Origin of the sequence: Paenarthrobacter sp. MSM-2-10-13 (assembly GCF_011605365.1) — a bacterium.
Classification (GTDB): Bacteria; Actinomycetota; Actinomycetes; order Actinomycetales; family Micrococcaceae; genus Arthrobacter.
Genome location: NZ_JAAOXO010000019.1, coordinates 1 through 12,747 on the forward strand (window position 1 = coordinate 1; position 12,747 = coordinate 12,747).

General features: G+C 62.7%; 15 protein-coding genes. 4 read left to right on the forward strand and 11 right to left on the reverse strand.

All coding sequences use genetic code 11. From position 1 onward, the window contains the following. Window positions 1–640: 640 nt before the first annotated feature. From rpsN to rpmB, 3 genes are read right to left on the reverse strand one after another with little or no spacing between them, the layout of a single operon-like run. The gene (rpsN, locus tag HAV21_RS21880; RefSeq protein ID WP_011776360.1) at window positions 641–946 is read right to left on the reverse strand and encodes a 30S ribosomal protein S14; all 306 of its coding nucleotides are present in this window, start codon (window positions 944–946) and stop codon (window positions 641–643) included. Window positions 947–950: 4 nt separating this feature from the next. Beyond that, window positions 951–1,118 (reverse strand): 50S ribosomal protein L33, encoded by a 168-nt coding sequence (gene rpmG, locus HAV21_RS21885; RefSeq protein WP_003798558.1) that lies wholly within the window; start codon window positions 1,116–1,118, stop codon window positions 951–953. Further along, entirely contained in the window at window positions 1,118–1,354 is a 237-nt protein-coding gene (rpmB, locus tag HAV21_RS21890) for a 50S ribosomal protein L28 (protein WP_011776361.1), read from the reverse strand. The genes rpmG and rpmB overlap by 1 nt, the downstream gene beginning before the upstream one ends. A gap of 395 nt (window positions 1,355–1,749) precedes the next feature. Between rpmB and HAV21_RS21895 the strand changes: the two genes are divergently transcribed. From HAV21_RS21895 to HAV21_RS21905, 3 genes are read left to right on the forward strand one after another with little or no spacing between them, the layout of a single operon-like run. Then, window positions 1,750–3,210 carry a ferredoxin reductase family protein gene (locus HAV21_RS21895; protein ID WP_166843155.1) on the forward strand — a complete coding sequence of 487 codons (1,461 nt, stop codon included), beginning with the start codon at window positions 1,750–1,752 and terminating at the stop codon, window positions 3,208–3,210. Then, on the forward strand, window positions 3,207–3,749 hold the full coding sequence (locus tag HAV21_RS21900; protein WP_166843156.1) for an FMN-binding protein: 543 nt from the start codon (window positions 3,207–3,209) through the stop codon (window positions 3,747–3,749). Before HAV21_RS21895 ends, HAV21_RS21900 begins: the two co-directional genes overlap by 4 nt. Continuing rightward, entirely contained in the window at window positions 3,733–4,521 is a 789-nt protein-coding gene (locus HAV21_RS21905) for an FAD:protein FMN transferase (protein WP_243753427.1), read from the forward strand. The genes HAV21_RS21900 and HAV21_RS21905 overlap by 17 nt, the downstream gene beginning before the upstream one ends. Here HAV21_RS21905 and HAV21_RS21910 read toward each other — a convergent pair. Together HAV21_RS21910 and HAV21_RS21915 are read right to left on the reverse strand one after the other, a co-directional pair. Beyond that, the gene (locus HAV21_RS21910) at window positions 4,518–5,282 is read right to left on the reverse strand and encodes an SGNH/GDSL hydrolase family protein (protein ID WP_166843157.1); all 765 of its coding nucleotides are present in this window, start codon (window positions 5,280–5,282) and stop codon (window positions 4,518–4,520) included. The two genes, HAV21_RS21905 and HAV21_RS21910, sit on opposite strands and share 4 nt — an antisense overlap. 53 nt (window positions 5,283–5,335) lie before the next feature. After that, window positions 5,336–5,815, reverse strand: coding sequence for a MarR family transcriptional regulator (locus HAV21_RS21915; protein ID WP_017198795.1), 480 nt, complete (start codon window positions 5,813–5,815; stop codon window positions 5,336–5,338). Between the two features lie 67 nt (window positions 5,816–5,882). Between HAV21_RS21915 and HAV21_RS21920 the strand changes: the two genes are divergently transcribed. After that, window positions 5,883–6,170 (forward strand): YciI family protein, encoded by a 288-nt coding sequence (locus HAV21_RS21920; RefSeq protein WP_166843158.1) that lies wholly within the window; start codon window positions 5,883–5,885, stop codon window positions 6,168–6,170. Between the two features lie 18 nt (window positions 6,171–6,188). Here HAV21_RS21920 and HAV21_RS21925 read toward each other — a convergent pair whose 3' ends face one another. From HAV21_RS21925 to HAV21_RS21950, 6 genes are all read right to left on the reverse strand, one after another. After that, window positions 6,189–7,055 carry an SGNH/GDSL hydrolase family protein gene (locus HAV21_RS21925; protein WP_166843159.1) on the reverse strand — a complete coding sequence of 289 codons (867 nt, stop codon included), beginning with the start codon at window positions 7,053–7,055 and terminating at the stop codon, window positions 6,189–6,191. A gap of 220 nt (window positions 7,056–7,275) precedes the next feature. Next, window positions 7,276–8,331 carry a siderophore-interacting protein gene (locus tag HAV21_RS21930; RefSeq protein ID WP_142937670.1) on the reverse strand — a complete coding sequence of 352 codons (1,056 nt, stop codon included), beginning with the start codon at window positions 8,329–8,331 and terminating at the stop codon, window positions 7,276–7,278. Beyond that, the gene (locus tag HAV21_RS21935; protein WP_142937669.1) at window positions 8,328–9,152 is read right to left on the reverse strand and encodes an ABC transporter ATP-binding protein; all 825 of its coding nucleotides are present in this window, start codon (window positions 9,150–9,152) and stop codon (window positions 8,328–8,330) included. Before HAV21_RS21935 ends, HAV21_RS21930 begins: the two co-directional genes overlap by 4 nt. Before the next feature lies 1 nt (window position 9,153). Beyond that, complete coding sequence (locus HAV21_RS21940) at window positions 9,154–10,137, reverse strand: iron chelate uptake ABC transporter family permease subunit (protein WP_142937678.1); 984 nt, start codon at window positions 10,135–10,137, stop codon at window positions 9,154–9,156. A 98-nt stretch (window positions 10,138–10,235) separates the two neighbouring features. Beyond that, window positions 10,236–11,366 (reverse strand): iron chelate uptake ABC transporter family permease subunit, encoded by a 1,131-nt coding sequence (locus tag HAV21_RS21945; protein WP_166843160.1) that lies wholly within the window; start codon window positions 11,364–11,366, stop codon window positions 10,236–10,238. Between the two features lie 5 nt (window positions 11,367–11,371). Beyond that, window positions 11,372–12,442, reverse strand: coding sequence for an iron-siderophore ABC transporter substrate-binding protein (locus tag HAV21_RS21950; protein ID WP_166843161.1), 1,071 nt, complete (start codon window positions 12,440–12,442; stop codon window positions 11,372–11,374). Window positions 12,443–12,747: the final 305 nt, after the last annotated feature.

A 12,747-nucleotide genomic window follows, 5' to 3' on the forward strand; every position in this document is an offset into this window, starting at 1 on the left:
TCAACCAATCAATAAAACAATCGGTATCAACAAACTTGGCACACTATTGAGTTCTCAAACAACAGGTCACTATCCCAGAGCAGTACCACCAGCCTCAACTGGATCGCTCCGGAGCAACTTTTCAAACTTACCCGATCAATCAGATCTTCGCAAATCAGCGTTTCCGCGATTTTCGATCCAATCTTCGGCCCCACCCGACGATGGCACGCTCAAAAGCGAGCCATTTCCAGGCTGTTATCAAGGGGATCGGCCTCCGCGGTTCTCAGCTCCAGGCTGTCTCACTCGCGGCGACTCAGAAGACATTACACGCCCACGGGCCTCGGTACAAATCGCCCCCATATCGAACCCAAAACCCCGAAAACACGGGCCGAACTCGCTCATCAAGGCCCCAAACCAACATAAACCCGAGAAAAACAACCTTAGTGAAGCCCATCACACAACCCAGCCACCACCAGCCGCAAGACCCTGAGCGCACGATGACCATCGCCGTCGAACGTCAGCGCAAACCCGCGGGACGTGAGAGAGCGTCGGTCCCAAACCCGAGGGACCTGAGAGAGCGACGGAAGGGGGCAAGTAAGCACGCTTAAACGCAAAAGGGCCGGCAACCATAACGGTTGCCGACCCTTTCAGAGCTTCGTGATTACCAGGAAGACTTGGTGATGCCCGGGAGCTCACCACGGTGAGCCATGTCGCGGAAGCGAACACGGGAGATACCGAACTTCTGGAGCGTGCCACGGGGACGGCCGTCGATCTGGTCGCGGTTACGCAGACGGATCGGGGAGGCGTTGCGGGGCAGCTTCTGCAGGCCGAGGCGTGCAGCTTCGCGTGCTTCGTCAGTCGCGTTGGGGTCAACCAGGGTCTTCTTCAGTTCGAGACGCTTGGCAGCGTAACGCTCAACAATGACCTTGCGCTGCTCGTTGCGAGCAATCTTGGACTTCTTTGCCATGTGTTTAGCGCTCCTCTCGGAATTCGACGTGCTGGCGGATCTTGGGGTCGTACTTCTTCAAGACCAGGCGGTCAGGATCGTTACGACGGTTCTTGCGGGTTACGTAGGTGTAACCGGTGCCCGCAGTGGACTTCAGCTTGATGATCGGACGTACGTCCTTGTCCTTTGCCATTAGAGCTTTACTCCTCGTGCCAGGATGTCAGCAACGACTGAGTCGATGCCGCGTACGTCGATGGTCTTGATGCCACGTGCTGACAGGGTCAGCGTGACATTACGGCGCAGGGACGGAACCCAGTAGCGCTTCTTCTGAATGTTCGGGTCGAACCTACGCTTGTTGCGACGGTGCGAGTGCGAAATGCTGTGTCCAAAGCCCGGCTCGGCTCCGGTCACTTGGCAGTGTGCTGCCATGACTCTCCTCCAAAGATTGAATGTAACGGCGTGCAGATGTTCCTGCGTTACCGTGCGACAGGCAGCGTCCGCATCCGTTCCAAACCATTTCGGTAGTTTCCGCAGCAACTGCGGCGAAGAGGGTTGGCCTCAGGTCCGGGCAGTGGAAACCACTGGATCAGAACCTGGGATACCGGGCGAATACAGGAATGCACGCAACTTGAGCCCCTAACTACCGGCCAACGGGACGTCAGTGAGACTGACCTTCACCACCAACCGGAGCAATTGCACACGATCCGCACTACCTAGCGCCTAACTATTCTACGGGTCAGGCCAAATTAAGACCAATCAGGAATCATAAGCCCCCGTCAGCCCTTTCACAGCAGAATGAAAGGAATCGTGGCGAGTCTTGATTCATGACCTCGCTACTCACCTCCGACGCACCGGCGAATAGCGCCCCGGAAGGGGCGAAACGCAAGCGACCCGCCGCCGTCGAGCGTTTCCACAGACAGGCACGACGGCGGCTGGCCCGGACCGACGTCCTGGGTTTCCTTGCGTGGTTGTCACCCGTGGCGGCGGTGGCGCTGTGGCTGGCCGATGGCGGTATCAGCGGGTTCTCCTCCTTCGCCGGAACCATGACGGCGCTGGGAATCATTGCAGGACTGATCGGCATGGATGTGGTTTTGCTGATGCTGCTTCTGGCAGCCCGGATCCCGTTCATTGACAACACCATCGGCCATGACCGCGCCCTGGAAGTCCACAAATGGTTGGGCAAGCCGGCGCTCTATCTTCTGCTTGCCCACGGCGTGCTGCTGGCTATCGGGTACGGCGCCGCAGAAGGACTGGATCCTGTCAGTGAATCAATCTCGTTGTGGGTGAATGTTCCGGATATGTGGCTGGCTTTCGTCTCCATGGCCCTGTTCTTTGCCGTGGTGGTGACGTCCCTGGTGGCGGTCCGCCGCAAGTTCCCCTACGAATTCTGGTACGCAGTCCACCTGCTCACCTACGCCGCAGTGGGGACTGCCATCCCGCACCAATTCAGTGTGGGCGGCCTGTTTGCGGAGGGCACGTGGCAGCGCTGGTACTGGTTGTTGCTCTGTGTGGGAACCGGCGCGGCACTGCTTTGGTTCCGGATCTACCAACCCATTGCCGCCAGTTTCAAGCACCAGCTCACGGTGAGCAGGGTGGTCCGTGTTTCGGCGGATGTCTTCAGCATCGAAATGACCGGAAGAAATCTGGAGCGCTTGTCCGGGGCCGGCGGCCGGTTCTTCTTCTGGAGGTTCCTGGCCCCCGGGCACTGGTGGCAGACCCACCCGTTCAGCCTGTCGGCAGAGCCCATTCCAGGGAGGGGCAATCAGCCCGGCAAACTCCGCATCACCGTGCGCACCCTTGGCAAAGGCACGGCCAAGCTGGCGCACATCAGGCCCGGCACCAAAGTGGCAATCGAAGGACCCTACGGCATGTTCAGCACGGCCGCCAGGACCCGGAACAAGGTGGTGATGATCGGTGCCGGCATTGGGATTACTCCCCTGCGCTCGTTGCTCGAAACAACACCGTTCCAGCCCGGCGAAGCAACCGTTCTGCTCCGTGGCCACCAAGACTCGGAGTTGTTCCTGGGCCAGGAGATCATGGCCCTCTGCAAAGCCCGGGGCGTCACCCTGTTCCACCTTCTGGGCCCACGTTCGCAGGGCGATCACGCCTGGCTTCCCCAGGACGCAGTCCAGGCCGGTTTTGGACTCCATTCCTACGTTCGGGGCATCGCGGACGCCGATGTTTATGTCTGCGGGCCGTCCCCCTGGGCTGCGTCCGTCATCCGGGACGTCGAACTGGCAGGCGTCCCCGCACAGCAACTCCACTACGAAAGGTTCGACTGGTGAGAATACGGGCAGCTTTGGCAACAGCCGTTGCATCGGCAGGCATCCTGCTGGCGGGGTGGCAATCGGGATCGCACGTGGCCGAGACGGGCACGGCGATCACCACCAGCCTCAGCAGCAACACAACCAGCGGCGGCGCCGGATCCGCCGCGAGCGAAGGTTCCGGGACAGGCAGCAGCGGGTCCAACGGCAGCACCGGCTCTTCTGACACCGGCAGTACCGGCAACTCAGGCAGCACCGGCAGCACAGGGACGGGAAGTACGACGGCGGCAACGTACGACGGCTCCACCGTCCAGACCCGCTACGGTTCCGTGCAGGTCCGGGTCACCATCCAAGCCGGCAAAATCACCGAGATCACCCCACTGCAGCTGACCGACGCGGAACGAAAGTCCGCCCAGATCAGCAGTCGCGCGGCCCCCGTATTGCGGTCTGAAGTCCTCCAGGCACAATCGGCCAATGTCCAAACGGTAGGCGGCGCAACCATCACCAGCGACGCCTACCTCACCTCCCTCCAGGCGGCCCTCGATGCAGCAAACTTCTAGCCGCCCGCAGCTCCGTGCGCGGACCTTCCACAGCATGGGCACCGTGGTGAGCCTGACGGTGGCGAGCACCTCCGCACCTGATACCGCCGTGGACGAGCTGGAGTCCGCCGTCGAGGTCCTGGAAGGGATCTTTGCCAGCCTCGACCTGACGTTCAGCCTCTACCGGTCCGGGTCCGAAGCAAACAGAATCAACAGCGGCGAGCTGGCTCTGGCTTATGCATCCGAGTCTCTCCGCGACCTGTACACAGAGGCCTCGGAGTGGCGATTGGCCACTGATGGGGCTTTCACGGCAGAGCGCCCGGACGGCAGGATCGATCTTGCGGGAATCGTCAAAGCGCACGCGGTCCGCGAAGCCGCGCTGTCCCTCCGGGCTTTGGGGCATCATGACTGGTGCATAAATGCCGGCGGGGACGTACTGGTCAGCGGATCACCGGAAACCAAGGCGGCAGCGGGTCCCTGGTTGGCCGGCATCGTGGACCCCGGGGATCGTCAGTCACTGCTTGGCGCATACCCGCTGGCGGCCAACCGGGCCCTTGCTACTTCGGGGTCCGCCGAGCGCGGAGAGCATATCTGGACAGCCGGCTCGGATCGCCCGGAATTCATCCAGGTATCGGTCGCGGCGACGGAGATCGTCACAGCGGACGTGCTGGCAACAGCGATTGTTGCTGGCGGCACCCGGGCGTTGGATCACGCGGTGGAGCAGTGGGGCGTGGATGTCCTGGCGGTCCAGCGCGACGGGTCGTTGCTGGCAACACCAGGCTTCCGCGCCTAAAGGGGCTTGATCAGTTCCGCGTACTTGGGGCTGAGTCCATCACCGGAGGAAACTCCACGGAGCCTCCGTGATACCCACGGTGCAGCCGATTCCTTCACCCAGCGCGCATTGGCCTTGAGGGTTTCCACGCGGTTGGCCAGGCGGATCGGGGCAAGTTCCGGCACCTCCACCGCGTGCTCGTGTTCCAGGACATCCAGGACCCGTTTGGCCATGTTGACGTGTCCGGCCGAGGACATGTGCATCCTGTCCTCACCCCAGAGGCGCCAATCGTTGTACTCATCAAAACGCCAGTAGTCCACCAGCAACGCACCGTGGTTGTCCGCGATTTCCCGCACCAGCTCGTTGTAGATGGCAGTCCGCCCGCGCATGGCGCTGAAAACTTTGGATCCCTTGGCGTCAAAGCCCGTGAAGAGGACCACGGTGGCGCCGGACGCGCTCAACTTGGCAATGCCGGCGTCGTACTCGTCCAAAAGTGAGTCAATATCGATCTTGGGCCGCAGGATGTCGTTAGCCCCCGCGTACAGCGTTACCAAGGTGGGGTTCATGGCTACGGCTGCGTCAACCTGCTCGGCCATGATCTGGCGCAGCTTCCGGCCGCGGATCGCCAGGTTGGCGTAGCCGAAGTCGGCGTTGCTGTGTGCCAGCTGCCCGGCGACGACGTCGGCCCAGCCGCGAACACCGTTGGGGCGGGTGGGATCGTCGTCTCCGACGCCCTCAGTAAACGAGTCCCCCAGGGCAACATAACGGGCAGAAAAATCCATGCCGTCAGTCTGCCACTTCGGCGCCCGAGGCCACAAAGCACCCGTAAAGGGGGTTACGAGTCACGGAGGATCCAGTGGTTGTTGTCCAAGCGGGCCACGATTTTCTCACCGATGCGGGCAAGATCCGCGACGTCGTCGGGGCTGAGCGAATCGAGCATCAGCGTCCGCACCGATTCAACATGCCCCGGGGCGAGGGACACGATGGTGGACATACCGGCGTCCGTCAGGTGAGCAACGGTCACACGGGCGTCGCCGGGGTGCGCCTGCCGTTCCACCCAGCCTCGTTTCTGCAGCTTGGTGACGACGTGCGAAAGCCGTGACAGGGAAGCACTGGTCCGCGCAGCGAGCTCACTCATAGGCAGGTACCGGCCCTCGGTCTCGGAGAGCATCGCGAGCACGTTGTAGTCGAACAAGGACAGTTTGCCTGCCGACTGAAGCTGGGTGTCCAACGCCGAGGGGAGCAAGGTGTTGATGCTCAGCAGGGCCAGCCAAGCACGGCGTTCGTCGGCATTCAGCCAGCGGGGTTGAGTCATGCCTCCATCTTATGAGAATTCGCTGATTCCTAGGTCGCCGCCCCTGCTCAGGCGATAGGCTGGCGGCATGTTTGTCGTCTCATTGACCTATAAAGTTCCCGACGAAATTGTCGACTTCCACCGCCCATGCCACATGGCCTGGCTTAAGGACGCGTTCGACGGCGGCATCTTCCTTGCGTCCGGACGTCGCGTCCCTGCCACGGGAGGGGTGCTGCTGTCCAAAGTGGACCGGGCCACGTTGGATGCTTCGCTGGCCAAGGACCCGTTCTACAGCAATGGCGTGGCGGAGTTCGAGATCATTGAATTCACGGCTACCAGTGTGGCCGAGGGTTACGAGAATCTGCTGGACAGCTAGAGCTTTCCGGACGCTCTCTCACATCTCACCCTCCCCAGCCGGGCGCTCTCTCACATCCTGCGCCTTGCTTTCAACCAGCTTCCTAAGACCGCCCTTGCGGGGAACCTTGACGGGCTCCGGCCACCGGGCCTGTGTGGAATCACCCAAAGTCACGCCCCGCAGTTTCCGCCCGAACAACGGAACCACCCAATCGTTGACCCAGCGGCGTTGGGCTCGTTCCCACTCCCGGAGCGTCACCCGCGACGGTGGTTCCCATTCCTTTGGCCTGATCTTGTGGGGCACATTCAAGTGATTGAGGACCTGCGCGGCTAAGTACTTGTGCCCGGCTTTAGACATGTGCAGGCGGTCAGGAGCCCACATCCGTTTGTCCTTGAAGGCATCGAAGCACCAATAATCCACCAGGACGGCCTCATATTTGCGGGCAATGTGGCGGACTCTTTCGTTGTACAAGGTGTTGCGTTTCTTGAAGGGCTCCAAGACGGCCGAGACCTTCACATCGAAGCCGGTGAACAGGACCAGAGTGGCCCCGGTTTCGCTCAGGCGCGCGACAAGCCACTCGTAATCATTGAGGAGGGCATCCATATCGGTGCCGAAGTCGAGGAGGTCGTTGCCGCCGGCATACAGCGTGATGAGCGTCGGCTCCATAGCGAGGGCCGGCTCGAGTTGTTCATCAATGATGTGCCGGAGTCTTTTACTGCGAACGGCCAGGTTGGCGTACTCCCACCCCGGCTCGGCCTTGGCCAACTTCTCGGCAACCCTGTCCGCCCATCCGCGGACCCCGTTAGGCAGGACCTTGCTGGGGTCCCCCACGCCTTCGGTGAAGGAATCCCCAATTGCGACAAACCGCCGTCGAACATCACTTCGGTCCCCGAGTTCCTCCCGCACCCCAGCGACCCTACCCGCCCCGGGTAACACCCGGACCAACCCAAAGTGAACAAGCCAACGGGAAGTGAGAGAGCGTTCGCCCCAAGCACGAGGGAAGTGAGAGAGCGTCGGAAGGCCGGGTGGCGGGCATCCGGCAGCGTGCGTCAAAGCGACGAAGGAGCAGCACGCCGAGGATGGCCGCCACCCGAGCCGTCCAACTGCGGCGGGCTAACGCAGGGGCTTAGCCCTCCGCCTTGCCTCGCCGCCAGTAGCCCATGAAGGCAACCTGCTTGCGGTCGATACCAACGTCCCGCACCAGGTAGCGGCGCATCTCCTTGATCACGAATGCTTCGCCGGCGATCCAGGCGTAGAAGGGCAGGGCGCCGGCCGGCAGCGTGGGGTTCTTGCTGGCTTCGATGGCTGCAGTGTCCATGCGCTGCGGGGTTTCCCAGAGGATTTCCTGATCCACGTTGACGTCTTCCGGCTCGGGACCGGCGGCGGTTTCGGTGCCTTTGATGCCCACCCAGCCGGGCACGGGAACGGCCTTGGCAACAGCCTCTTTGAGCAGTTCACCGTGCGGGCGGGAGCGGCCAATGGCAGCCCCGCGTGCCAGCCAGGTGATCTGGATGTCCGCGGCGGTGGAGATGTCCTGGAAATCAGCAGCCGAGGGTACTTCCAGGAATGCGTGCCCGGTCATGTCAGCCGGCAGGCTCTCAAGAATGGCGCTGATGGCGGGCACGGCAGTTTCATCGCCCGCAAGGAGAATCCGCTGCGCTAGGCCCGGCCGCCACTCGATGCCGCCGTAAGCTCCGGCGGTGGTGCACTGGGCGGCCCTGTTGTTGGGCCCAATGATGGTGAGGGCATCGCCGGGCTTCGCGGCAGCGGCCCAGTTAGCTGCCGGTCCACCATTACCGGCGTCGTCGAAGTGCATCACAAAGTCGATGTCTATTTCCGGGTACACGGCATCCAGGCGTTCGGAGCGCACGGTGTAGGTGCGCATGCTGCCGCGGACGGCCGGGTCCATGGCAAGCCACTCCTGGTACCAGCCGGCCTCCTCCATGGTGAAGGTGGGCAAGGGGATGATCCGGCCGGCGTCGTCGATGGAAGGAATCATCAGCTTCACGCGCAGGTCCAGGGTGTCACCGGCCACTCCAAAGTCCCGCAGGCAGTATCCGCCGAAAGTAATCCTGCGGAAGTTGGGGCTGAGCTCCTGCACCGCGGTCACAGTGACATCGAAGGCGAGGGTCATGGGTTCCACTGCGGCGCTTGCTTTGGCCTGGGTCGGTTGTGCACTCATGATGCGATCTCCAGTTCGTTGGTTGAAGCGGTACGTGCGTGGTGGCGTCCGATGGGGACGATCAGCGGTGTGCCTGAAATGGGGTCCGGGACCACCCGGGATTCCAAGCCGAAAACGTTGAACACAAGTTCCTCCGTGACCACTGCAGTGGCGGCGCCTTCGGCCACGATGCACCCGCCTTTCATGGCGATGACGTGGTCCGCGTAGCGTGCAGCAAGGTTGAGATCGTGCAGCACGATCGCCACGGTGGTGCCGCGGCTGCGGTTGAGGTCGGTGATCAGGTCCAGGACCTCAACCTGGTGCGCCAGGTCCAGGTAGGTGGTGGGCTCGTCCAGCAGCAGAACGTCGGTTTCCTGGGCCAGGGCCATGGCGATCCACACGCGCTGACGCTGCCCGCCGGAGAGTTCATCGATGTCCCGCTCAGCAAGCTCCAGCGTGTCCGTGGCGTCCAGCGCACGCTGCACCGCGGCGTCGTCGGACTCGCTCCAACTCCGGAAGAAGCCTTGGTGCGGGTACCGGCCCCGGCCCACCAGGTCGCGGACGGTAATGCCGTCCGGGGCGGTGGGGTGCTGGGGCAGCAGGCCGAGGGTCCGGGCAAGTTCCTTGGCGGGGCGGCTGTGGATATTCTTGCCGTCCAGCGTGACGGCACCACCGGCCGGCTTCAGCAGGCGCGAAAGGCCGCGGAGCAAAGTGGACTTTCCGCAGGCGTTGGCGCCCACGATCATGGTCACTTTACCCTCGGGGATTTCGGTGGACAGGCCCTCCACCACTTTGCGCTGCTCGTATTGCAGCGTAAGGTCCTGGGCATTAAGGACGGCCATCTCAGGCCTCCTTTCGGTTCGACGTGACCAGCAGCCACAACAGGAAGGGGGCACCGAGGGCGCCGGTGACGACGCCGACCGGGAGGACGGTCCCGTCAAGGATGACGGGTGCAATGTTGGAGGCGAAGAAGTCGGCCAGGAGCACGATCAGCGCACCGGTGAGGGCCGACGCCGGGAGGCTGGGTTTGCGGACGATGCGCCGGGCGATGGGTCCGGCGAGGAAAGCGACGAAGGCGACCGGACCGGCGGCGGCAGTTGCGACGGCGGCAAGTCCGACGGCGGTTAGCACCAGTCCCAGCCGGGCGGCGTTAACCTTGATGCCAAGGCCCGCGGCGGTGTCATCCCCCAATTCGAGGATGCGCAAAGGCCCCGCGAGGGCAATAACGGCTGGTATCAGGACCAGCAGGGAGACCAACAGCACGCCTGCACGGTCCCACGTGGCCGAATTGAGGGAACCGTTGAGCCAGATCAGGGCATCCGCTGCGGTGCGGATATCGGCGCGGGTCATGAGGAAGTTGACCACTGCGTGCAGGGCAGCGGCGATGCCAACGCCCGCCAGGATGAGACGGTTGCCGGCAGCGTTGCCGCGGCTACCTCCGCCTGCACCGGAACCTGTTCCGCGGGAAATCATGTAAATAATGGCGGCAACACCCAAGGCACCGCCCAACGCGGCCCCGGAAACCACGGCACCCGAGGCACCAAATATCACGATCGCCGTCACTGCCGCAGCACTGGCACCGTAGCTGATGCCAATGATGTCCGGGCTCGCCAGGGGGTTCCGGAGCATGGTTTGGAACAGTGCACCGGCCAGGCCGAAGGCAACGCCGATCATGGTTCCAACGACTGCCCGGGGCAGTTTGTGCTCCATCACGATGAAGCTCGCCCCGGGGATTTTCTCGCCGCCGGTCAGGTGGTTGATGACGATAGTGAAGAAATCCGGGATTGTCACGGTGTAACTGCCCAGGAGCACGTACACGGCAAACATGGCCAGGACGGCGAAGCCTAACCAGAAAGTGGGGTTCAGTGTCCGCCGCCGAAGTGGCACAAAGTGAGGCGCCAACTGGGGGACGGTTTTGGTAGTGCTCACAGTCCTGCCCCCTTGCCGCGGCGGATGAGCCAGATGAACACCGGTGCTCCTACCAGGGCCGTCATAATTCCAGCGGGGACCTCGCCCGGAAGGAGGATCACGCGGCCAATAATGTCCGCGCTAATCAGCAGAATGGGAGCTGAGACCATGGAGAACGGCAGAATCCAGCGGTAGTCGGGGCCGGTTAGGAAACGGACAGCGTGCGGAATGACCAAGCCAAGGAAGCCAATGGGACCCGCCAACGCGGTGGCCGAGCCACACAGCAGGACGATCCCCAAGCCGGTGATCCCACGGGAGAGGCCGACGTTCTGGCCCAGCCCGCGGGCAATGTCGTCGCCCAGCGCCAAGCTGTTAAGGACGCGGCCGCCGGCCAGGATGATCACGGCGCCGGTTGCCAGGAACGGGAGTGCGGGCAGAAGCACGGACCAGTCGCGGCCGCCGATGCTGCCCACTTGCCAGAAGCGGAAACGGTCAAACGTGTCCTGGCTCGATACCAGGATCACATTCAGCAGGGAGAAAAGACCGGCGCTGAGGGCAGCGCCCGCAAGCGCGAGTTTGACCGGGGTGGCACCGTCCCGTCCGCGGGAAGCAATGGCGTACACCACGACGGCGGCCCCTGCGGCCCCAATGAAGGCGAACCAGATGTATCCGGTCAGGGAGCCAACGCCAAAGACGTAAATCCCGATGACCACCGCCAGCGCCGCTCCGGCGTTGAGGCCCAGGATGCCTGGATCTGCCAACGGGTTGCGGGCCACGCCCTGCATGGCCGCGCCTGCCAGGCCCAGCGCGGCACCGGCCAGGAGACCCAGGACCGTGCGGGGGATCCGGGCGATGACCACGGCGTGGTTGCCGTCCGCCGCATTGAAGTTAGTGAGGGCTTCCCACACCGTGGAGAGGGGAACTCCGCGCGCGCCGATCGCCAAGGATGCGGCGGATACTGCTGCGAGTACGACGACGGCCACCAGCAGCCAAGCGGTGCGCGTGAGTGCAGTGCGCTTGTCCGCTGTCCCACGGGTGCCGGCTCCCCTGCCGGTTTTCGCGGGATCGGGGGTGATGCCTCCCGGGCCGGCCGACACCAAAGTGCCACCGCCCCGCCCCCGGAGTGTCGTCGTCGTACTCAGTTTCATTGCAGTTACTTGCCTGCTGCGTCTGCTGCTTTACCCAACTGCGGGAGGAACGTGTCCAATGCCCACGGCAGGCTCAGCGGCGATGAAGCGGAGATGGAGAGCGTCAAGGTCTGGTCCGAATCAGCAACCAGGGCACCCTTCTTGATGGCAGGGATCTGGCCCAGCAGCGGGTCAGCCTTGATGGCGTCGGCTGTGGTCGCGTCCGGAACCCAGGTGACGAAAACGTCAGATTCGAGCTCGTTGGCCTTTTCAGCAGACCACGGGATGAAGAATTCCGTGTTGCTCTTGGTGTTCTCAGTGACCACGGGGGCCAGCTTCATGCCGATTTCGGAGAGGAAGCGGGGGCGGTTGTCGATTGCGGTGTATACGTTGGCGCCGTCACCCTTGGCAGGCTCGAGGTTGCCGTAGATGAAGGTCTTGTCCTTAATCTGCGGGAACTTGGCGACCTTCTCCTTGACGGTGGATTCGGTGTCTTCTACCAGCTTCTTGGCTTCGGATTCTTTGCCCAGTGCCTTGCCGATCAGGGTGGTGCTTTCCTGCCAAGGCGTGCCGTAGGCGAGCTCCGGCTGGGCCACCACGGGAGCGATTTCGCTGAGCTTCTTGTAGTCAGCTTCTTCCAGGCCGGAGTAGGCGGCCAGGATGACGTCCGGATTGAGCTTGGCGATCTCGGTGAAGTTGATGCCATCTGCCTCGGAGAACTGGACCGGGGCCTTGTCGGTGCCAAAGCCGGCGCCGAGCTTCTCCAGTGCTGCGTCCTTCCAAGGGGTGGAGCCCTTGTCGTTATTGCCCCACTCGTTCTTCGGAACACCAACCGGGACAACACCCAGGGCGATCGCGACGTCATCATTGACCCACGAAACGGTGACTACGCGCTTGGGCTGTTCCTTGATGGTGGTCTCGCCGAAGACGTTTTTGATGGTCACGGGGAAAGCTGAGGATGCTGCCTGCTCAGTTGCCGGAGTGGACGTTGCCGGACCAGTGGAGCAGCCGGTGAGGGTAAGAGCGACGGCGGCCAGAGCGGCCGTCGCGGTTCCTGCTGTCTTGAGCAGGGCGCGGCGTGGGAGAAGGGAAGCCACGGGACTCCTTAAGTAAGTGATGCGAACCTAAGTAAGGCTAGCCTAGCCTCTGGATAATTACGAAACGTTTGCGTCACGTAATCCGCTCAACTGGTCAAATGCGTCGCAGATCACACCCTCTCTCACATCCCGCGCCCTTCAGCCAGACCCTCTCTCACATCCCGTGCCCTTCAGCCAGACTGCGGCCGTATGGTTTTCTGAGACAGGTTGATGGGAGATCGACTTCAGAATGACTGGTCCTAGAAGAAAATATGATGCGGCTTTCCGTGAGGAAGCTGTGCAGCTGGTGTTGTCCTCGGATCGTT